General features: G+C 53.3%; 16 protein-coding genes. 5 read left to right on the top strand and 11 right to left on the bottom strand.

Annotated features, from left to right (window positions below):
- Positions 1 to 16: 16 nt before the first annotated feature.
- A complete protein-coding gene (locus VF709_RS16380) occupies positions 17 to 1402 on the bottom strand; it encodes a NarK family nitrate/nitrite MFS transporter (protein WP_029883341.1) in 1386 nt (461 codons plus the stop codon).
- Positions 1403 to 1609: 207 nt separating this feature from the next.
- Positions 1610 to 2185, bottom strand: a complete 576-nt coding sequence (locus tag VF709_RS16375) for a TetR family transcriptional regulator (protein WP_013096517.1) — start codon at positions 2183 to 2185, stop codon at positions 1610 to 1612.
- A gap of 116 nt (positions 2186 to 2301) precedes the next feature.
- On the opposite strand from VF709_RS16375, the gene VF709_RS16370 reads away from it, so the two are divergent.
- A complete protein-coding gene (locus VF709_RS16370; RefSeq protein WP_149896708.1) occupies positions 2302 to 3789 on the top strand; it encodes an MFS transporter in 1488 nt (495 codons plus the stop codon).
- A 62-nt stretch (positions 3790 to 3851) separates the two neighbouring features.
- On the opposite strand, the gene VF709_RS16365 is transcribed toward VF709_RS16370, so the two are convergent.
- The 3 genes from VF709_RS16365 to yddG all read right to left on the bottom strand — a co-directional run bounded on the left by VF709_RS16365 (position 3852) and on the right by yddG (position 7107).
- Positions 3852 to 4388 (bottom strand): dihydrofolate reductase family protein, encoded by a 537-nt coding sequence (locus tag VF709_RS16365; RefSeq protein ID WP_149896707.1) that lies wholly within the window; start codon positions 4386 to 4388, stop codon positions 3852 to 3854.
- 141 nt (positions 4389 to 4529) lie between these two features.
- Complete coding sequence (ompC, locus tag VF709_RS16360; RefSeq protein ID WP_013096520.1) at positions 4530 to 5603, bottom strand: porin OmpC; 1074 nt, start codon at positions 5601 to 5603, stop codon at positions 4530 to 4532.
- Between the two features lie 625 nt (positions 5604 to 6228).
- A complete protein-coding gene (gene yddG / locus VF709_RS16355; RefSeq protein ID WP_040022630.1) occupies positions 6229 to 7107 on the bottom strand; it encodes an aromatic amino acid DMT transporter YddG in 879 nt (292 codons plus the stop codon).
- A gap of 221 nt (positions 7108 to 7328) precedes the next feature.
- On the opposite strand from yddG, the gene fdnG reads away from it, so the two are divergent.
- The 3 genes from fdnG to fdnI are packed head-to-tail and all read left to right on the top strand — an operon-like array spanning position 7329 to position 11921.
- Positions 7329 to 10376, top strand: coding sequence for a formate dehydrogenase-N subunit alpha (gene fdnG / locus VF709_RS16350; protein ID WP_149896706.1), 3048 nt, complete (start codon positions 7329 to 7331; stop codon positions 10374 to 10376).
- 11 nt (positions 10377 to 10387) lie between these two features.
- Complete coding sequence (gene fdxH / locus VF709_RS16345; RefSeq protein ID WP_045294169.1) at positions 10388 to 11272, top strand: formate dehydrogenase subunit beta; 885 nt, start codon at positions 10388 to 10390, stop codon at positions 11270 to 11272.
- Positions 11265 to 11921 (top strand): formate dehydrogenase-N subunit gamma, encoded by a 657-nt coding sequence (gene fdnI / locus VF709_RS16340; RefSeq protein ID WP_013096526.1) that lies wholly within the window; start codon positions 11265 to 11267, stop codon positions 11919 to 11921. Before fdxH ends, fdnI begins: the two co-directional genes overlap by 8 nt.
- 276 nt (positions 11922 to 12197) lie before the next feature.
- Here the strand turns inward: fdnI and VF709_RS16335 are convergent, their stop codons facing one another.
- Positions 12198 to 12386 carry a type II toxin-antitoxin system CcdA family antitoxin gene (locus VF709_RS16335; protein ID WP_109455517.1) on the bottom strand — a complete coding sequence of 63 codons (189 nt, stop codon included), beginning with the start codon at positions 12384 to 12386 and terminating at the stop codon, positions 12198 to 12200.
- A gap of 103 nt (positions 12387 to 12489) precedes the next feature.
- Positions 12490 to 13308 carry a polyphosphate kinase 2 gene (ppk2, locus tag VF709_RS16330; RefSeq protein WP_013096528.1) on the bottom strand — a complete coding sequence of 273 codons (819 nt, stop codon included), beginning with the start codon at positions 13306 to 13308 and terminating at the stop codon, positions 12490 to 12492.
- A 167-nt stretch (positions 13309 to 13475) separates the two neighbouring features.
- Between ppk2 and araJ the strand changes: the two genes are divergently transcribed.
- Complete coding sequence (araJ, locus tag VF709_RS16325; RefSeq protein WP_440231944.1) at positions 13476 to 14651, top strand: MFS transporter AraJ; 1176 nt, start codon at positions 13476 to 13478, stop codon at positions 14649 to 14651.
- Positions 14652 to 14712: 61 nt separating this feature from the next.
- Here the strand turns inward: araJ and adhP are convergent, their stop codons facing one another.
- From adhP to xisR, 4 genes are all read right to left on the bottom strand, one after another.
- Entirely contained in the window at positions 14713 to 15723 is a 1011-nt protein-coding gene (gene adhP / locus VF709_RS16320; RefSeq protein ID WP_440231942.1) for an alcohol dehydrogenase AdhP, read from the bottom strand.
- A gap of 195 nt (positions 15724 to 15918) precedes the next feature.
- Complete coding sequence (locus VF709_RS16315) at positions 15919 to 17628, bottom strand: ABC-F family ATP-binding cassette domain-containing protein (RefSeq protein ID WP_114518818.1); 1710 nt, start codon at positions 17626 to 17628, stop codon at positions 15919 to 15921.
- 242 nt (positions 17629 to 17870) lie between these two features.
- A complete protein-coding gene (locus VF709_RS16310) occupies positions 17871 to 19151 on the bottom strand; it encodes an Arm DNA-binding domain-containing protein (protein WP_440231940.1) in 1281 nt (426 codons plus the stop codon).
- Positions 19151 to 19366: an excisionase family protein gene (gene xisR / locus VF709_RS16305; RefSeq protein ID WP_440231981.1), complete on the bottom strand. Its 216-nt coding sequence runs from the start codon at positions 19364 to 19366 to the stop codon at positions 19151 to 19153. Before xisR ends, VF709_RS16310 begins: the two co-directional genes overlap by 1 nt.
- Between the last annotated feature and the right edge of the window lie 69 nt (positions 19367 to 19435).

Here is a 19435-nt window from a genome sequence, read left to right as displayed (position 1 = left end):
GGCGAAGATGTAGTTATTATTTTTGTGAGGATTTACGGCCGTACACCAGCCAGGTGACGAGCACGCAGACGATGTAAAACACGAGGAAGACTTTCATGGCGCCGACCGGCGATCCGGTCATTGCCAGCGAGGTGCCGAAGGCTTTAGGGATAAAAAATCCGCCTACTGCGCCAATGGCAGAGATAAAGCCCAGCGCGGCAGCGGTGTCCGTCACGGCTTCATGCTGCGCCTGTTCATCCGTGCCACCTTGCTTTCTCACCCGGTCGATGGTGATTTGGCGAAAGATAATCGCAATCATCTGGAAGGTTGAGCCGCTGCCCAGCCCGGCGGTGAGGAACAGCCCCATAAAGACCAGATAAAACGCGACAAAGCTGCCGGAGCCCGAGCCGGGCAGGGTCAGGAAGATCAGGGCGCTAAAGATGGCCATAAAGACAAAGTTGATGAGCGTGACGCGCACGCCGCCCAGCCTGTCGGAGATCATCCCGCCCGCTGAACGCGCCAGCGCACCAATCAGGGGGCCAAAGAAGGCAAGGTGAAGAATGTTAACGTCCGGAAACTGGGTTTTCGACAGCATGGCAAAGCCTGCCGAGAAACCGATAAACGAGCCGAAGGTCGCCAGATAGAGCAGGCTCAGCAGCCAGAGATGAAACCGCTTAAGTACCGGAAGCTGGCTGGCGATAGAGGCTTTTGAGCTGGCGATATCGTTCATGCCAATAAACGCCGCAATGGTGGCCAGCAGCAGAAGCGGAGCCCAGATCCAGGCGGCATTCGCCAGCCACATGGTGGACCCGTCCTCCAGAGGCACACCGTTTACCCCCAGAAAGGTGAACATCGGCAGAAAAATGACCAGTGGCGCGATCAACTGCATCACGCTGACGCCCAGGTTTCCCAGCCCGCCGTTGATTCCCAGCGCGCTACCCTGTCTGGATTTCGGGAAGAAAAAGCTGATATTCCCCATGCTGGAGGCAAAGTTAGCGCCCGCAAATCCGCAGAGCAGGGCAATGACGATAAAGACCCAATAAGGCGTCGCGGTGTTCTGAATGGCAATCCCCAGCCAGACGCAGGGGATAATAAGGATCACGGTGCTCAATACTGTCCAGTTACGTCCGCCAAATATCGGCACCATAAAAGAGTAGGGGACACGCAATATTGCGCCGGAGAGAGAAGGTAATGCCGTTAGCATAAAAAGCTGATCGGTAGTGAAATTAAATCCGACTTTATTGAGGTTAACCGCAATGGCACTAAATAACATCCAGACGCAAAAGGCCAATAGCAGGCAAGCCACAGAAATCCATAGGTTTCTTCGCGCGATATGTTTGCCTTTATTCTCCCAGAATTGCGGATTTTCCGGTTTCCAGTTACTTAAAAGATGGTGATGACTTTTCTCACTTTGTTGTGACATATCGCCCTCTTGCTTACCCAGATGGAGATAAAAAATAAGTAAAAACAGCTAGATATGTGAAGGTCTGGTATTGTGGTTATAGGAAGTATTGAGATACATCTGAAAGGATAGATAAAAAAGCGAACCCCAGAGTTTGGAAATGAAATAGGGGTTCGCCTAATGTGTTACCAATTGTAACGGTGGGATTTAATTACTCAGAAGGGAGTATTAAAACAACTCCAGAGAAATTAATTTATCAAGATGATTATTAAACGCAGCGTCATCCATTTCAGGCATGTTTAATAGATATATGCCGTCAAGGCCACACACCAGGCCAATTAAACGCCAGGCAATACTTGCTGCCGGGTCACCGGAACGGAATACGCCTGCATTCCTGCCAGCTTCAATAAGGGCAACCGTTTCCTGATGCCACATCTCCATTGTCAGCACATACGCGCCCTTGATCTCTGCGTCGCGGGTTGCGAGGATTTGCGCTTCTCGCCAGAGGCGAATGTAGGGTTCAAACCTGCCGTCATCGCTGCCGAGCATGGCATGTAAACGTGCCCGCCAGCTGGCGTGTTCCCCGACCACATCCGCATCCAGCAGTTCGCGGATCAGCCGGATGAAGGCCAGCGATTTTAACTCACCGCCGGAGGTGAAATGGTGATGCACTTGCCCGGTTGCGACACCGGCTTCGGAGGCGATGCGGCGCACCGTCATGGCGGAAAATCCCTCGGCCAGCGCCACGCGCATGGCGGCCTGTAAGATCTCTTCCCGTCTTTCATCCCTGGTCAGATAACCCATTTTCTCTCACTCTTAAATAGCAATGAAACGAGTGTAACAAAGAGCTGGACAAGTGTTCAACATTCCGTAGGATCGCATCCTGGACATGTGTCCATTTTTATATAAAAAGGAAATTTATGTTTCGTCAGTGGTTAGCGTTAGTGATTATCGTGCTGGTGTATATCCCGGTGGCGATTGACGCGACGGTGCTGCACGTGGCGGCGCCGACATTGAGCATGACGCTGGGCGCCAGCGGTAACGAATTATTGTGGATCATCGATATCTACTCGCTGGTGATGGCGGGTATGGTGTTGCCAATGGGCGCGCTCGGCGACCGCATCGGTTTTAAACGGCTGCTGATGCTTGGCAGCACGCTGTTTGGCCTGTCATCGCTGGCGGCGGCCTTTGCCCCCTCTGCGGGCTGGCTGATTGCCGCGCGCGCCTCGCTGGCAATTGGCGCGGCAATGATCATACCGGCAACCCTTGCGGGTATACGCACCTTGTTTATTAACGCGCGAGATCGCAACATCGCGCTTGGCGTCTGGGCCGCGGTCGGGTCCGGCGGGGCGGCGTTTGGTCCGCTGATTGGCGGTATGCTGCTGGAGCATTTTTACTGGGGATCGGTCTTTTTGATCAACGTGCCGATTGTGCTGGTGGTGGTGTCGCTGGCCGCTGTCTATGTTCCGCGTCAGCAAGGGCGCCCAGAGCAGCCGCTGAATATTAGCCATGCCGTCATGCTGATTGTGGCAATTTTGCTGCTGGTCTATAGCGCCAAAACCGCGCTGAAAGGCGGGCTTTCTCCATGGCTGGTGGCCTGTACACTGCTCACCGGCGCGGTATTGCTGTTTATCTTCGTGCGTATTCAGCTTCGCGCCCGCTTGCCGATGATCGACATGCGCCTGTTTTGCCATCGCATCATTTTAAGCGGGGTGGTGATGGCGATGACCGCCATGATCGCCCTGGTGGGGTATGAATTGTTGATGGCCCAGGAGCTGCAGTTTGTGCATGGCTTTACCCCGTTTGAAGCGGGCATGTTCATGCTGCCGCTGATGGTCGCCAGTGGGTTCAGCGGCCCGATTGCCGGGATACTGGTTGGTCGTCTGGGGCTGCGCATGGTAGCGGCAGGCGGAATGGGGCTGAGCGCTGTCAGCTTTATTGGCCTGTCGATGCTCGACTTCAGCACGCAGCAGTGGCAGGCGTGGTGCCTGATGGTGCTGCTTGGCTTCAGTGCGGCGAGTGCGCTGCTGGCCTCCACCTCGGCAATCATGGCGGCGGCGCCGAAAGAGAAAGCCGCCGCTGCCGGGGCGATTGAAACCATGTCCTACGAACTGGGCGCGGGCCTGGGGATCGCGATATTTGGTCTGTTGCTGACCCGTAGCTTCTCGGCGTCGATTGAACTACCGCAGGGCTTACCTTCAACGCTGGCTGATAAAGCCTCGTCATCCATTGGCGAAGCGATGAAGGTCGCGCAGGATCTCAGTCCGGCGCTCGGTGAAACCGTCATTGAGGCGGCAAAAACGGCGTTTATCACGTCGCACAGCGTGGCGTTAGGCAGCGCCGGTGGGATGTTATTGCTGCTGGCGATTGGGATTTGGTTTAGCCTGGCGAACGCGCCGCAACAGTAAATGCAAGCCCGAAGGCGCTGCACCTTCGGGCTTTTCACTTCTTCTTCAGCGGCGCGGTGTCGTTATCGCGTCAGCCGATAGTGCGACTGCACCAGACCCGACGGAAATCTGCGGGTGGATAAAAGCGTCAAATCGATATCCCGGGTCAGCGAGCCGAACAGTGGCTTGCCTGAGCCGATCAGGACAGGAACAGTGGTGATAACCATATCGGCCACCAGTCCTTCGCGCAGAAACGACTGGATCACCTGTCCGCCATCAATATAGACGCGGTGTGCGTTCTGCGCCGCCAGCTCAGCAAGCGCTTCCTTTGGGGTACAGCGGGAGAACTGCACTTTACCTTTCAGCGCCTCGGGCACCTCGGTGTCAGCCAGCTGACTGGAGAGCACCAGCACGGGTCGGTTATAGGGCCATTGGTCAAAGGTCAGCACTTTCTCATAGCTTCCCCGGCCCATCACAATCCAGTCTTTGTCGGCAATGAACGCATCATAACCATGATCTTCCGTTGGATCATCGCGCTGGAGTAGCCAGCCGATATCGCCATCCTGGCGGGCAATGTAGCCATCAAGACTGACAGCGATAAAAACGTGGGTGGTAATCATCGAGGGCTCCCTGTTCAGGCTGTGACGTTAGGACAGTGACGACAGAGCAGTATACCGGAACCAGGGGATGACGATCAGGGGAGCGGGCAGAGGGGCAAAAAAAAGCCAGCCGCAGGGGCTGGCTTTCTGGTGTGACAAATCTTAGAACTGGTAGGTCAGACCTACAGCAACGATATTGTCGGTAGCGATTTTAGCGTCTTTGGTGAACGCATTGTCGTCCAGCAGGTTGATTTTGTAATCAACATAGGTGGACATGTTTTTGTTGAAGTAGTAGCTCGCGCCAACGTCAACGTATTCCACCAGATCCTGGTCGCCGTAAGAACCGATGTCTTTACCTTTGGATTTCAGGTAAGCGATGGACGGACGCAGACCGAAGTCGAACTGGTACTGAGCCACAACTTCGAAGTTCTGTGCTTTGTTTGCAACGTGACCGTCACCGAAAGCCGTCATGTTACGGGTTTCAGAGTAGGTGGTTGCCAGGTAGATGTTGTTCGCATCGTACTTCAGACCGGCTGCCCATACTTCTGCGTTCTCGCCACCTGCGTTCAGGTCGCTTGCTGCACGAACCTGACGGTCAGTACGGTCAGATTTCGCGTAGGTTGCACCCGCTGCGAAGCCGTCGAATTCATAGGTAGAAGAGAGGCCCCAGCCGTCACCGTTAGATTCGGTGATGTCGTTACGGTCGTTTTTACCCTGGTACTGAGCGGCAACGTTCAGACCGTCAACCAGACCGAAGAAGTCGGTGTTACGGTAAGTCGCTACGCCAGTTGTACGGCCAGTCATAAAGCCATCAGTCTGGGTCCAGGTATCGCCACCGAATTCTGGCAGAACGTCAGTCCATGCGCCGATGTCGTACGCCACGCCGTAGTTACGGCCGTAGTCGAAGGAACCGAATTCGTTGAATTTCAGACCTGCGAACGCCAGACGCGTTTTGTTACCGTCAGCACCCTGGGATTCAGAGCGGTTGCCCTTGAACTCATATTCCCACTGGCCATAACCGGTCATCTGGTCATTGATCTGAGTTTCGCCTTTGAAGCCCAGACGAACGTAGGTTTTGTCGCCGTCGTTGTCAGTATCATCAGAAAAATAGTGCAGACCTGTGACTTTACCGTACAGATCCAGCTTGTTACCGTCTTTGTTAAAAACTTCAGCCGCGTTTACAACGCCTGCTGCCAACATGGAAGTGACCGCCACTGCAACTAATTTAAGTTTCATCTTAAATATTCCTTATAATTTTCTTGGGTATTTCCTGAACCACTTCGAACGATTTCCAAACGAGGCTGTTCGTCAATGGCAAGCTATTTTTAAAAATCTTGTAGCCTGCTTTCAATAATAAGTTTCAAAATATTAAAGATAATTTCAATTAGTGTGATCGTGATCGGGTAAATTTCAGCTTTAAGGAATAAATTGCCTGAAAATTATGCATTTTGTGCGCGTTTTACCGCCATTTTCGTTGCGGGGAATATAATTATTACCATTTTTATTTCATGGTGTTAATTATCGTTTTTTCCGTTCTTTTGCAATCGTTGATGAAATTTACATTCATTAAAATCAGTGGCTTATAGGATTAATCGCACGTTGATCTCGATGTGTGAAGTGAATGTTTTGCGGTGAATTATATTATTTTATGCTTTTACTGACGTGACTGTTTGCTATGCAGTTATTACGTTCCGGTGTCAGTTTATGTCAATTTGCGCGCCATATCTTTACGAACGAGAGTTAATATAAACAGAAACTAAACCGCTTTCTATTATTTTGCTAAAGAGTGAATGGGTGATCACATTTTAAATTTATGTTAATTATGTGGCCAGGTTGTAATTAACCCGGCATCAGGAAAAGATTATTTTCGTGTGGCGTACCAGCACAGCAGAGAGCCCATACAGACCATGATGGCGCCTTGCCAGAAGGAGAAGGACAGTGGGGCACTCAACAACAGCGCCGCCAGCGCAGCGGATAAGACCGGGGTAAAATAGGACACGGCTGCCAGCACCGTGACGTTACCGTGAAGGATCCCAATATTCCACGACGCATAGCCCAGCCCCAGTGCGACGCCGCACATGAGTAATTTCACCACCACCGGAACGCTGAACACCATTTCCGGTTGATCGCTTAGGGCATATTTCACCCACAAACTCAGCGCGGTAAGCAACACAAAGAGCGTGATCCCGTTTTGTCCTTTGGCATATTTACTGGTTACCGTGCAGTACGCCGCCCAGATAAACGCGCCGGCAAATGCAAGGGCGTAGCTGAGGGGGCTGGAGACAACGTTGCGGATAATCTCATTCACCTGCAACCCTTGTTCGCCGCCCAATACCCAGCACACACCGAGTAAAGAGAGGGCTAATCCGGGGATCACCCACAGGGACGATTTCTGCCCGTTAAACAAAATGGCAAACACAATGGTCAGACTTGGCCAGAGATAATTCACCATGCCGACTTCAATCGCCTGTGAACGCGTAGCCGCATACCCTAACGACAGCGCCAGACAAATTTCGTAGCTCACAAACAGGAGGCTGCCGGCAATAAGATAGCCGGGAGTGAAGCGCCGGATTTGAGGAAATCCTACCGTCACCAGACAGAGTAAGCCGCTGACGGTATAGATCATGGCGGCACCCCCCACAGGCCCAAGCCCTTCACTCACGCTGCGAATGAGCCCCACCATGGTGCTCCATAACAAGATTGCTGCCAGCCCAATCAGCGTTGCTCTTTTTCTGTCCATATCCTTGCCATTACTCTCAAAACCAAAGGCAAAACTTATAGCACCGATCGCGCCCCGGTCGCGAATTATTCTCTTAAGCCGTTAATCAAAAAGAGGTATTTAAATGCGAGATGGCTGACTATTAAGGGGGCGAACACCGGCGACCTTGATTTGACGCAAAAAAAACAGGGACTTTGCTGTTAGTTTGCGGCGCGAAGTCTTATCCGTAAATGAGGACAACAATGGACGTCAGCCGCAGACAATTTTTCAAAATCTGCGCGGGCGGTATGGCCGGAACAACAGCCGCGATGCTGGGATTCGCTCCCAAAATGGCGCTGGCTCAGGCGCGCAACTATAAACTGCTGCGTGCCAAAGAGATCCGTAACACCTGCACATACTGCTCCGTGGGTTGTGGGCTTTTAATGTATAGCCTGGGCGATGGCGCGAAGAACGCCAGAGAGGCCATTTATCATATTGAAGGGGATCCGGACCATCCGGTGAGCCGTGGGGCACTCTGCCCGAAAGGGGCGGGACTGCTGGACTACGTTCACAGCGATAACCGTCTGCGCTACCCGGAATACCGCGCGCCGGGTTCCGACAAATGGCAGCGTATTTCCTGGGATGAAGCCTTCTCCCGGATTGCCAGACTGATGAAAGCCGACCGCGACGCCAACTTCATTGAGAAGAACGCGCAGGGCGTGACGGTGAACCGTTGGCTCTCTACCGGCATGCTGTGCGCCTCGGCGGCCAGCAATGAAACCGGCATGCTAACGCAAAAATTTGTTCGCTCCCTCGGGATGCTGGCGGTTGATAACCAGGCGCGCGTCTGACACGGACCAACGGTAGCAAGTCTTGCTCCAACATTTGGTCGCGGTGCGATGACCAACCACTGGGTTGATATCAAAAACGCCAACGTCGTGATGGTGATGGGTGGCAACGCCGCTGAGGCCCATCCGGTGGGGTTCCGCTGGGCGATGGAAGCGAAAAACAATAACGATGCGACGCTTATCGTCGTCGATCCGCGCTTTACGCGTACGGCATCGGTGGCCGATATCTATGCACCGATCCGCTCCGGTACGGACATTACGTTCCTGTCGGGCGTGCTGCTCTATCTGATTGAAAACAATAAAATCAACGCGGAGTACGTAAAACACTACACCAACGCCAGCCTGCTGGTGCGGGATGATTTTGCCTTCGATGAGGGGCTGTTCAGCGGCTATGACGCGGACAAACGTCAGTACGATAAATCGTCCTGGAACTATCAGTTCGATGAAAACGGCTATGCCAGACGCGATGAAACCCTGAGTCATCCACGCTGCGTGTGGAACTTGCTGAAACAGCACGTTTCCCGCTATACGCCGGACGTAGTAGAAAACATCTGCGGTACGCCAAAAGCCGACTTCCTGAAAGTGTGTGAGGTGCTGGCCTCTACCAGTGCCGCCGACAGAACCACCACGTTCCTGTACGCGCTGGGCTGGACGCAGCACACCGTTGGTGCGCAGAACATCCGCACCATGGCGATGATTCAGCTGCTGCTCGGCAATATGGGTATGGCGGGAGGCGGGGTAAATGCCTTGCGCGGTCACTCCAACATCCAGGGCTTAACCGATCTGGGTTTACTCTCGACCAGCCTGCCAGGTTACCTGACGCTGCCGTCGGAAAAACAGGCCGATCTGCAAACCTATCTCACGGCGAATACGCCAAAAGCGACGCGTGCGGAGCAGGTGAACTACTGGAGCAACTATCCGAAGTTCTACGTCAGCCTGATGAAATCGTTTTATGGCGATGCGGCGCAGAAAGAGAACGACTGGGGCTTTGAGTGGCTGCCGAAATGGGACCAGGCCTACGACGTCATCAAGTATTTCAACATGATGGATAAGGGCAATGTCACGGGCTATATCTGCCAGGGCTTTAACCCGGTAGCGTCCTTCCCGGACAAAAACAAAGTGGTTCGCAGCCTGAGCAAGCTGAAGTACATGGTCGTTATCGATCCGCTGGTGACGGAAACGTCTAACTTCTGGCAGAACCACGGCGAGATGAACGATGTGGATCCCGCATCAATTCAGACCGAGGTCTTCCGCTTGCCGTCTACCTGTTTTGCCGAGGAAGACGGTTCGATCGCCAACTCCGGTCGCTGGTTACAGTGGCACTGGAAGGGGCAGGATGCGCCGGGTGAAGCGCGTAATGACGGTGAAATTCTGGCCGGGATTTACCATCGCCTGCGTGAGATGTACCGCACCGAAGGTGGCAAAGGCGCTGAACAGTTGCTGAAGATGAGCTGGAACTATAAGCAACCGGATCATCCTGAATCTGAAGAGGTGGCCAAAGAGAACAACGGCGTGGCGCTGGCCGATCTCTATGACGCCAACGGCAATCTGGTGGCGAAGAAAGGCCAGCTGCTGAACAGCTTTGCGCTCCTGCGCGATGATGGTTCCACCGCGTCGTCCTGCTGGATCTACACCGGCAGCTGGACCGAACAGGGCAACCAGATGGCCAATCGCGATAACGCAGACCCGTCCGGGTTGGGCAATACGCTTGGCTGGGCCTGGGCATGGCCGCTAAACCGTCGGGTGCTGTACAACCGCGCATCGGCGGATATCAACGGTAAACCGTGGGATCCGAAACGGATGCTGATCGCGTGGAACGGCGCGAAATGGGCGGGGAATGATATTCCTGACTTCAACACCGCGCCACCGGGCAGTGAGACCGGGCCGTTTATTATGCAGCCGGAGGGGCTGGGACGCCTGTTTGCCCTCGACAAGCTGGCAGAGGGGCCATTCCCGGAACACTACGAGCCAATGGAAACGCCGCTCGGCACGAACCCGCTACACCCAAATGTTATCTCCAGTCCGGTCGTGCGTATCTACGCTGACGACGTGTTGCGTTTAGGCAAAAAGGACAAATTCCCGTATGTGGGAACCACCTATCGCCTGACGGAGCATTTCCACACCTGGACCAAGCATGCGCGGCTTAACGCCATCGCGCAGCCGGAACAGTTTGTGGAGATAAGCGAAACGCTGGCGAAAGCGAAAGGGATTGCCAATGGCGATCGCGTGACGGTGAGCAGCAAACGTGGCTTTATCCGTGCGGTTGCGGTGGTCACCCGTCGTCTGCAGACGTTGAACGTGAATGGTCAGCAGGTGGATACCGTGGGTATCCCGCTGCACTGGGGCTTTGAAGGTGTGGCGCAGAAAGGCTATCTCGCCAATACCCTGACGCCAAACGTTGGCGATTCCAACTCGCAAACGCCGGAGTACAAGGCGTTTCTGGTCAACATCGAGAAAGCGTAAGGAGCGAGTAAATGGCGATGGAAACACAAGACATTATCAAACGCTCCGCGACCAACCCGATAACGCCCGCGCCTCGCGCGCGGGATTATAAGGCCGAAGTCGCCAAGCTTATCGATGTCTCTTCCTGCGTGGGCTGCAAAGCCTGCCAGGTGGCTTGTTCGGAGTGGAATGATATCCGCGATGAGGTAGGGCACTGCGTTGGCGTTTACGACAACCCGGCCGATCTGAGCGCCAAATCCTGGACGGTGATGCGTTTTAGCGAAACTGACCAGAACGGCAAGCTGGAGTGGCTGATTCGAAAAGACGGCTGTATGCACTGTGAAGATCCGGGCTGCCTCAAGGCCTGCCCGTCTGCAGGCGCCATCATCCAGTATGCGAACGGAATCGTCGACTTCCAGCAGGATAACTGTATCGGCTGCGGGTATTGCATTGCGGGTTGTCCGTTTAACATCCCGCGCCTCAATAAAGAGGATAACCGGGTATACAAATGCACCCTGTGCGTAGACCGCGTCAGCGTCGGGCAGGAGCCTGCCTGCGTCAAGACCTGTCCAACCGGGGCCATTCACTTCGGCACCAGGAAAGAGATGCTGGAGGTGGCGCAGCAGCGCGTGGACAAACTAAAAGCGCGCGGCTACGACAAGGCGGGCATTTACAACCCGCAGGGGGTGGGCGGTACGCACGTGATGTACGTTCTGCATCACAATGACCAGCCGGAGCTGTACCACAATCTGCCGAAAGATCCGGCGATCGATACCTCCATCAACCTGTGGAAAGGGGCGCTAAAACCGCTCTCGGCGGCGGGCTTTATCGCCACCTTTGCCGGGCTGATTTATCACTACATCGGTATCGGGCCGAATAAAGAGGTGGATGACGACGAGGAGGAGCATCATGAGTAAGTCGAAAATGATAGTGCGCACAAAGTTTGTCGATCGCGCCTGTCACTGGACGGTGGTGATCTGCTTCTTCCTGGTGGCCGTATCCGGAATTTCGTTCTTCTTCCCGACGCTGCAATGGCTGACGGAAACGTTCGGCACGCCGCAGATGGGGCGTATTCTGCACCCGTTTTTTGGCGTACTGATTTTTGTGGTGCTGATGTTTATGTTCGTGCGTTTCGTCCACCACAATATCCCGGACAAGCAGGATATTCCCTGGCTGAAGGGCATTATTGAGGTCCTGAAGGGGAACGAACATAAAGTCGCGAAGGTCGGTAAATACAATGCCGGACAGAAGATGATGTTCTGGAGCATCATGAGCATGATTTTCGTCCTGCTGGTGACTGGTGTGATCATCTGGCGTCCTTATTTTGCGCAGTACTTCCCGATGCAGGTCATCCGCTACGCGCTGCTGATCCACGCAACCTCAGCCATCATTCTGATCCATGCCATTTTGATCCATATGTATATGGCGTTCTGGGTTAAAGGGTCGATTAAAGGCATGATTGAAGGGAAGGTGAGCCGCCGCTGGGCGCAGAAACACCACCCACGCTGGTACCGGGAAGTGGAGCGACAGGAAGCGAAACAGGAGAGTACGGAAGGGATGAAGTAAAACGTCCTGCGCCGTCGGCTTTGCCCGGCGGCGCTTCGCTTGCGCGGGCCTACGTTATGTGTTCGTCACTAACGCATCTATCGCCGCAATGACGGTACTTCTTGCGCTGCGAAGTTTACATACAAAATTTTTATTATTTAATTTCTTTTTCTCCACGTGTGTTATGCCAGCGGTGTTGAGAAAATATCTCTCAAATTCAATATTCACTAACGGTCCGGAGGGTTGTAATACCTGTGTAAGTTATTATGTTTCGATAAACATCGAACTGAAAGCACATTAAAGCCCTCCAAAATAAGGGTCATCTGATAATAATCCCGCTTTAGCAGTAAATTCATTCATTGCTTTTATGAACTCCTGATCCTGATGGTGCTGGCGTTTACGTTCCTCTGGAGTCAAGGCCTGACGCGGTATTCTCTCTATCCGGGGTAGTCTGCCACTGCAGTTTTTTGTTCGGTTTGGTTTCATTTTTTAGCCTCCTTTGTTGGTGCGGTCATTATCAACCGCAGCCAACAAAAAACAATACCGTTTCCCCTGGTAATCTTCATTATTCGAGCCGTATTCCAGCTTATCAGAATTTCTCCGCAATATATCGGAAAGGATATTTTGTCGGTTTGACTTTGCCAATTTTGCGCTTCGGCAAATCCACTTTTTCAACGTGAAGTTCTTTATACGGGATCTGCGAAAGCAGATGGGAGATAATATTCAACCGCACGCGTTTTTTATCTTCCGAGCGCGCCACAAACCACGGTGCCCAGGCAGTGTCCGTGGAGGCAAACATGGCATCCCGCGCTACGGTGTATTCATCCCATAAATTGAACGATTTAATATCCATAGGCGATAATTTCCAGATCTTGCGGCCATCGTTAATGCGATCGCGTAGCCTGCGTTCCTGCTCTTTCGGCGTCACTTCAAGCCAGTATTTCAGCAAAATGATCCCGGCATCGACCATCGCTTTTTCCATCACCGGTGCGCCATCAAGAAACTTTTCAACCTGTTCCGGCGTGCAGAACCCCATCACCCGTTCAACGCCTGCGCGGTTGTACCAGCTGCGGTCAAAAATAACGATTTCACCGGCAGCGGGCAGGTGCGGAACATAACGCTGGAAATAGAGCTGCGTTTTCTCTTTTTCTGTAGGCGCAGGCAGCGCGACAACCCGGAATACGCGCGGGCTGACGCGTTCGGTTATCGCTTTTATGGTGCCGCCTTTACCGGCCCCGTCTCGTCCCTCAAACACGATGCAGACTTTCAATCCTTTGGCGACAACCCATTGCTGGAGTTTGACCAGTTCAACGTGAAGGCGACGAAGCTCTTTTTCATACTCTTTTGTTTTCAGAGGGGCATTTTTAACGACATCAACAGCGACGCTGGTTTTCTTATTACTTGCCATGATTGTCATCCTCAGGTTGTCCGGTCGCGGGGAAGAAGCGAGGCCGCATTAAGAAGTGTAATTCACCTGAATTAATGGATTAACGTGTCAGTCTGCTGATTTGAACTGGCTCACCATACAAGATTATTCGATAATGCCCGCTGCGAATTTTCACTCGTGGTTGTGGTATGAAAAATACAATTTTCTCGTTAGCCCTTAGCACGTTTGGCCTGGGCATGGCTGAATTTGGTATTATGGGTGTCCTGACGGAACTGGCGCATGATACCGGTATTTCCATTCCCTCCGCCGGAAATATGATTTCGTTTTACGCCTTTGGCGTGGTGATTGGCGCGCCGATTGTGGCGCTGTTTTCCAGTAAGTTCTCGTTAAAAACCACGCTGCTGTTTCTGGTTGCCCTATGTGCGGTGGGTAACGCGATGTTTACCTTTTCCACATCCTATTTTTGGCTGGCGGCAGGGCGCTTAATCTCGGGGTTCCCGCACGGCGCAATTTTCGGCGTGGGGGCGATTATCCTCTCGAAAATAGCGCCACCGGGTAAGGTGACGGTGGCCGTGGCGGGGATGATCGCCGGGATGACCGTGGCGAATCTGGTGGGGGTTCCGTTTGGAACCTGGCTGGGGCATACATTCAACTGGCGTTATACCTTTTTCCTGATAGCCCTGTTTGACGCGCTGGTGATCCTCTCGGTGCTGGTGTGGGTACCAAACCTTCATGACGCATCAGAAATAAAACTCACCGAGCAGTTTCACTTCCTGAAAAAACCGGAACCGTGGCTGATTTTCGCTGCCACCATGTTTGGCAACGCTGGCGTTTTTGCGTGGTTCAGTTTTGTGAAGCCGTTTATGGTCAATGTCTCTGGCTTCTCCGAGGGGTTGATGACGATCATCATGATGTTGATGGGCTTCGGCATGGTGCTGGGTAACCTGCTGAGCGGGAAACTATCGGGTCGTTTCAGCCCGCTGCGTATTGCTGCCACCACCGATATGGTGATTGTCGCCTCACTGTTATTGCTTTTCGCCTTTGGTGAACAGAAAACCGCGTCGCTGGTGATGGGGTTCATCTGCTGTGCCGGGCTGTTCGCACTCTCTGCACCACTGCAAATTCTGCTGCTGCAAAATGCGAAAGGAGGGGAAATGCTTGGTGCCGCAGGCGGGCAGATGGCCTTTAACCTGGGCAGTGCGATTGGTGCTTATTTTGGCGGAATGATGATTACGCTCGGTTTTAGCTGGAGCTATGTCACGCTACCGGCGGCGATATTATCCTTCCTGGCGATGAGCGCGCTGCTGGTGTATGGCTATCTGCGCGCCCGGCGGGCTCAGTCTGATGCTCGTGCGCTGGCCTGAGTGCCGGAATGTGGTCATAAAAAACCGCCCCATAAACGGAGCGGTTAGCGGGAACGGACCGTTACGAGCGTAAATCAATCACCATACGGCCGCGGATCTGGCCCTGTTCCATCTCTTTGAAGATGGCATTGATATCTTCCAGCGGGCGCATTGTCACTTTTGGCACCACTTTGCCTTCGGCAGCGAACTGGAATGCTTCCTGCAGATCCTGACGGGTACCAACCAGCGAGCCGAGCACCTGGATACCGTCCAGCACCAGACGGGGGATATCAAGGCTCATGGCTTCCGGCGGCAGGCCAACGGCCACCACGCGACCACCGGCACGCACCGCGTCCACCGCCGAGTTAAACGCTGCTTTCGCGACCGCGGTTACCACAGCCGCATGCGCGCCGCCGGTTTTTTCCTGCACGATTTTAGCGGCATCTTCGCTGCGGGAGTTGATGGTTAAATCCGCCCCCATGCTTGCAGCCAGCTTCAGCTGTTCGTCGTTAACGTCAAGGGCGATGACTTTGGCGTTGAAGACGTTTTTCGCATACTGCAGCGCGAGGTTACCCAGTCCGCCCAGGCCGTAGATCGCAATCCACTGGCCCGGCTTGATATGGGAGACTTTTACCGCTTTGTAAGTGGTGACGCCGGCACAGGTTATGCTGCTGGCCGCAGCGGAATCCAGCCCGTCAGGCACTTTTACCGCGTAATCCGCGGTGACAATGCACTCTTCAGCCATGCCGCCATCAACGGAATAACCGGCGTTTTTCACATCGCGGCACAGGGTTTCGTTGCCGGTATTACAGTATTCACAGTGGCCGCAGCCCTCAAAGAACCACGCGACGCTTGCACGGTCGCCGACGTTCAGTGACGTCACGCCAGGCCCAACTTCTTTCACGATCCCAATCCCTTCGTGGCCCAGGATCACACCGGTTTTATCACCGAAATCGCCATTTTTGACATGGAGGTCAGTATGGCAAACGCCACAGCACTCCATTTTGAGCAGGGCTTCGCCGTGCTTCAGTGGGCGTAAGGTTTTTTCGGTAACATTGACCTGATGATCCTGTGTAACAACAGCAGCCTTCATAGGTTTCTCCTTGTTTTTAATGGGTATGTGTATCGCAGGGGAATACTACTTAAGGATTAATAGTTTAGAAGAGTTATGCAAGGCGGCGGCAACATAATGTCACCAATTGATGCGATTTCAGATTAAGAATACAGCGATCCTCTAATAATTAGGGGGGAATTCACTGGCCCGGCGAGAAGCTCGCCGGGCACAGATCTACAGTTTTGCTTCTATCACCTCAATCTCTTTGCGCCATTGCACCTGCAGATGTGGTTTCTGATGCTTAGGCTTACGCGCCAGGTCTTCTGCCAGTAGCGTTTCCAGTGCGATCAGCCTTTCAAGCAGATCGTCCGAGGCTTGCGCTTTAACATCCGCGACTGCGGGTGACGCCGACGACGCCATCAGGCTTGTGCGTTCACGCAGCCGTTCGAACACCGCTTCGGCGTCATGCCATTCGCTAAGCAAACCGTCCTCAATCAGCCAGAAGCGATTGCAGCTTTGGGCGATCAGCTGCCGGTCATGGCTGACCAGCAGCACTCCGCCGTCAAACTGTTGCAGGGTAGTGGCCAGCGCCTCTTTGCCTTCCATGTCCAGGTGGTTGGTAGGCTCATCCAGCATCAGCAGGCTATAACGGGCAAGCGTCAGGCCGACAAACAGCAGGCGCGAACGCTCCCCGCCGCTGAGGGTGCTGACCTTTTGCCCGTGACGCGCCCACGGGAACCCGGCGCTGATAAGCGCCATCTTGCGATCCTGTGGCGCTGGCGCAAAAGGCTCCAGCGCGTCGAAGATCGTTGCCTCATCCGGAAGCTGATTCAGCGTCTGGTCGTAATAGCCTGGCGACACGCGAGGATGGAGTTTTAGCCCAGCCTCTGACGGTTCACCTGAGAAATGCCGCCAGATGAGCTTCATCAGCGATGATTTGCCGCAGCCGTTACGCCCGACGATAGCCACGCGATCGCCACTTTTAAGCCGCGCAATGTCGACGTGAAATAGATCGGGCAACCCAGGTGCAGGCGGTACGCCGAGGTTTTCCATCTCCAGCAGTCGGTCCGCCCGCAGGGCATCACCACGCAGGGTTAACGTCCACGGACTGCCTGCCGTGAGCTCTGTCTGGCACTCCTTTAGCCGCTCGACCTGTTTTTCCATCTGTTTGGCTTTGCGGGCCAGATCTTCGTTATCGTAGACCTTGCCCCAGGTGGCCAGCCGTCTGGCACTGGCGGTTACGCGGTCGATCTCCTTTTGCTCCGCCTTATGCCGAAGCGCATCGCTTTCGTCTTTCGCCACCAGCGCCTGGCGCGCGGCGGTGCAGGGAAGGGCGAAGTAGTGCAACATCTTATCGCGCAGGATCCAGCTGCCGTTGGTGACGGCATCCAGCAACTGCCTGTCGTGCGAGACCAGTACAAAGCTGCCGGACCAGTTCTGTAAAAACTGCTCCAGCCAGAGCATGGTAGGCAAATCGAGGTGGTTGCTCGGCTCGTCCAGCAGTAACAGATCCGGCTCGCCGATCAACGCCCGCGCGAGCAGGAGACGCGTGTGTTGCCCGCCGCTCAGCGTCGCCGACGTTAAGGCCATGTCCTGCGGCGTAAAGCCCATACCTGCCAGCAGCGTTTCTGCTTTCCAGCGCAGGCTCTCGCGCTCAGTCGTGGGCAGTTGCGCCAGCACGGCATCCAGCATGGTCAGAGGATAAATGGCTTCTGGCAGATGTTGCTCAACGCGCGCCATCAGACAGTGTCCGGCCAGCGCGACGCTTCCGGCAGCGGGAGAATCTGTGCCGTCCAGCACCTTCAGCAGCGTACTTTTGCCGCAGCCGTTGTCGCCCAGCAGGCCAATGCGGTCGCCTTTTTTCAGCGTAAAGGAGAGGGAGTCGAAGAGCGTGCCAAACGCCGTATCAACACGTAAAGATTGTGCAGTGAGTAAAGTGCTCATTGTTGCTTACCCAAGAGTTACAGGCATGTTTATGCCTCGTCAAACATCGCTGACGATAACTCAGTAAGCCCGAGAGAAGGGATTTCAGGGGTTGGTGTCTTCGCTCAAGCAGAAGTTATCGCAGCACGATACCGATAACGCTTGAGCTGGTGCGATCACCAAATGCATGTGAAAAATTGAAAATTTCACAGTACAGCATAATTGGCCTCCTTTATATGTTAAGTGTTTGTAAGTAACTCTCACTATACAACTTTTTTCAGCGTAAACCTAGCTTTGGGGCAGCTTGGGGGCAAAGACGTTGGCATACGTGCATTCAGCATGTTCACCTGATCATTGTCGTTATCACTGATCCATCTCGAATAAACTTCATAAACCATTTTGGCGTTTTCATGACCCATCTGACTCGCGATAAAAGAGGGGTTAGCTCCGGCCGCAAGCGTCCAGCAAGCGTAGGTGTGCCGCGACTGATAGGGATGGCGCTCGCGGATACCGGATTTCTCCATGCCCCGGCGCCAGCCGTAAGAAATGGCCGACTTTGAAAAATGTCCCTTTTCCCCGGCATTGTGCGGAACGAACACGAAACGGAGATCCTGGCGTTCCGTCATGCCGTGCTCACGGTGATGGAAGCAGATCTCTCTTTTTTCGAGATGTCCGGTTACCTCAAATTGCCTTTTTAGAGCATCAAGAGCTGGCTGAAGCAGGGTGACAGTGCGTATTCCTGCGTCCGTTTTCGGTGGAACAAAGAGGCCTTTATCCGTAAGGTTTCTGGACACATGGATTTCGCCTTTCACCAGATCAATATCGCTCCAGGAAAGGGCGCACAACTCACCGTGCCTTAATCCAGTATGAACGGCGATGATCCATATTAGACGGTGTTTTTCCGGCATCGCAGATATGAGCTGCTGGTATTCGTCCACACCTAACGGATCTGGACGCTTCCTGGAAACTTTCAGGTGAGCAATCCCTTTATAGGGGGCGTGGGATATAAACTTGCTTCGCCTCGCTAACTTCAGCATTTCAGAAAGTAGGCTCATGAGAAGGTTAACCGTCGAAGGCGCTCGTCCGGTTTTGCTGAGGTAGGGCTTTCCTGGGTTAATCACTTCGCCAGTAAGTAAAATTTTGCGATAGTTCAGAATGTCTACATGCTGTATATCTGAAATATAGGTGTTACCACCAACCACGCGTAATAACGTATTGATGGAAGAATTAATTGAATTCATTGAAGAGGCTGCTACATCGAGTGCTTTTGTCTCTTTAAATATATCCGTTAATTCTTGAAATGTCGTAATACGCTTAGTGCTGGAAAATTTTGTCAGCGCCTTGGATTCGGGAAATCTGGCAGCGTAGTCGAACTGTCCAAGCTGTATTTCACTGACAATAAGCGCACGAAGATTTCCGGCCTTGCGAACGTTACTCTGGGTCACTGCCCAGCCTTTAAGAACTTCGCGGCAACGAGTGCCGCGATAAGTGAAAGAGATCCTGATTTTTCCATTATGCAATTCGACTCCCGTCGGAAAATCCATTACGCATCCCTCACCAGTTCGTTAATCTTAGGATAGTTGTACCAAAGCAAACCATTGGATTTATCGGTTTCACCGCGAGCCGTAAGGTGCTTGAAGTGAACACCCTCGACCCATAAATTCATCCGATAACTTTTAATTTGGCCTTCAGTTAGACCCGTCTTCTTTGCGAGTCCTGCTTCAGCTATCCATTCTTCATTGAAAATAATTGTGGTCATTTGGTCATGTCTCTGCATAACCGCCGCAAACTTTAACGGCAAACCTGCGGCGGGGGTTGAACAAGAATA

The organism is Enterobacter sp. Lyrl_3 (assembly GCF_051948675.1).
Taxonomy (GTDB): Bacteria; Pseudomonadota; Gammaproteobacteria; order Enterobacterales; family Enterobacteriaceae; genus Enterobacter; species Enterobacter cloacae.
Note: the sequence above shows the minus strand (reverse complement) of the source record. Positions and strands in the feature narration are given on the sequence as shown.

Excerpts from the sequence above, each read along its gene's own strand:
- VF709_RS16380 (WP_029883341.1), bottom strand. The coding sequence starts at position 1,402 with ATGTCACAACAAAGTGAGAAAAGTCATCACCATCTTTTAAGTAACTGG.
- VF709_RS16375 (WP_013096517.1), bottom strand. The coding sequence starts at position 2,185 with ATGGGTTATCTGACCAGGGATGAAAGACGGGAAGAGATCTTACAGGCC.
- VF709_RS16370 (WP_149896708.1), top strand. The coding sequence starts at position 2,302 with ATGTTTCGTCAGTGGTTAGCGTTAGTGATTATCGTGCTGGTGTATATC.
- VF709_RS16365 (WP_149896707.1), bottom strand. The coding sequence starts at position 4,388 with ATGATTACCACCCACGTTTTTATCGCTGTCAGTCTTGATGGCTACATT.
- ompC (WP_013096520.1), bottom strand. The coding sequence starts at position 5,603 with ATGAAACTTAAATTAGTTGCAGTGGCGGTCACTTCCATGTTGGCAGCA.
- yddG (WP_040022630.1), bottom strand. The coding sequence starts at position 7,107 with ATGGACAGAAAAAGAGCAACGCTGATTGGGCTGGCAGCAATCTTGTTA.
- fdxH (WP_045294169.1), top strand. The coding sequence starts at position 10,388 with ATGGCGATGGAAACACAAGACATTATCAAACGCTCCGCGACCAACCCG.
- fdnI (WP_013096526.1), top strand. The coding sequence starts at position 11,265 with ATGAGTAAGTCGAAAATGATAGTGCGCACAAAGTTTGTCGATCGCGCC.
- VF709_RS16335 (WP_109455517.1), bottom strand. The coding sequence starts at position 12,386 with ATGAAACCAAACCGAACAAAAAACTGCAGTGGCAGACTACCCCGGATA.
- ppk2 (WP_013096528.1), bottom strand. The coding sequence starts at position 13,308 with ATGGCAAGTAATAAGAAAACCAGCGTCGCTGTTGATGTCGTTAAAAAT.
- araJ (WP_440231944.1), top strand. The coding sequence starts at position 13,476 with ATGAAAAATACAATTTTCTCGTTAGCCCTTAGCACGTTTGGCCTGGGC.
- adhP (WP_440231942.1), bottom strand. The coding sequence starts at position 15,723 with ATGAAGGCTGCTGTTGTTACACAGGATCATCAGGTCAATGTTACCGAA.
- VF709_RS16315 (WP_114518818.1), bottom strand. The coding sequence starts at position 17,628 with ATGAGCACTTTACTCACTGCACAATCTTTACGTGTTGATACGGCGTTT.
- VF709_RS16310 (WP_440231940.1), bottom strand. The coding sequence starts at position 19,151 with ATGGATTTTCCGACGGGAGTCGAATTGCATAATGGAAAAATCAGGATC.
- xisR (WP_440231981.1), bottom strand. The coding sequence starts at position 19,366 with ATGACCACAATTATTTTCAATGAAGAATGGATAGCTGAAGCAGGACTC.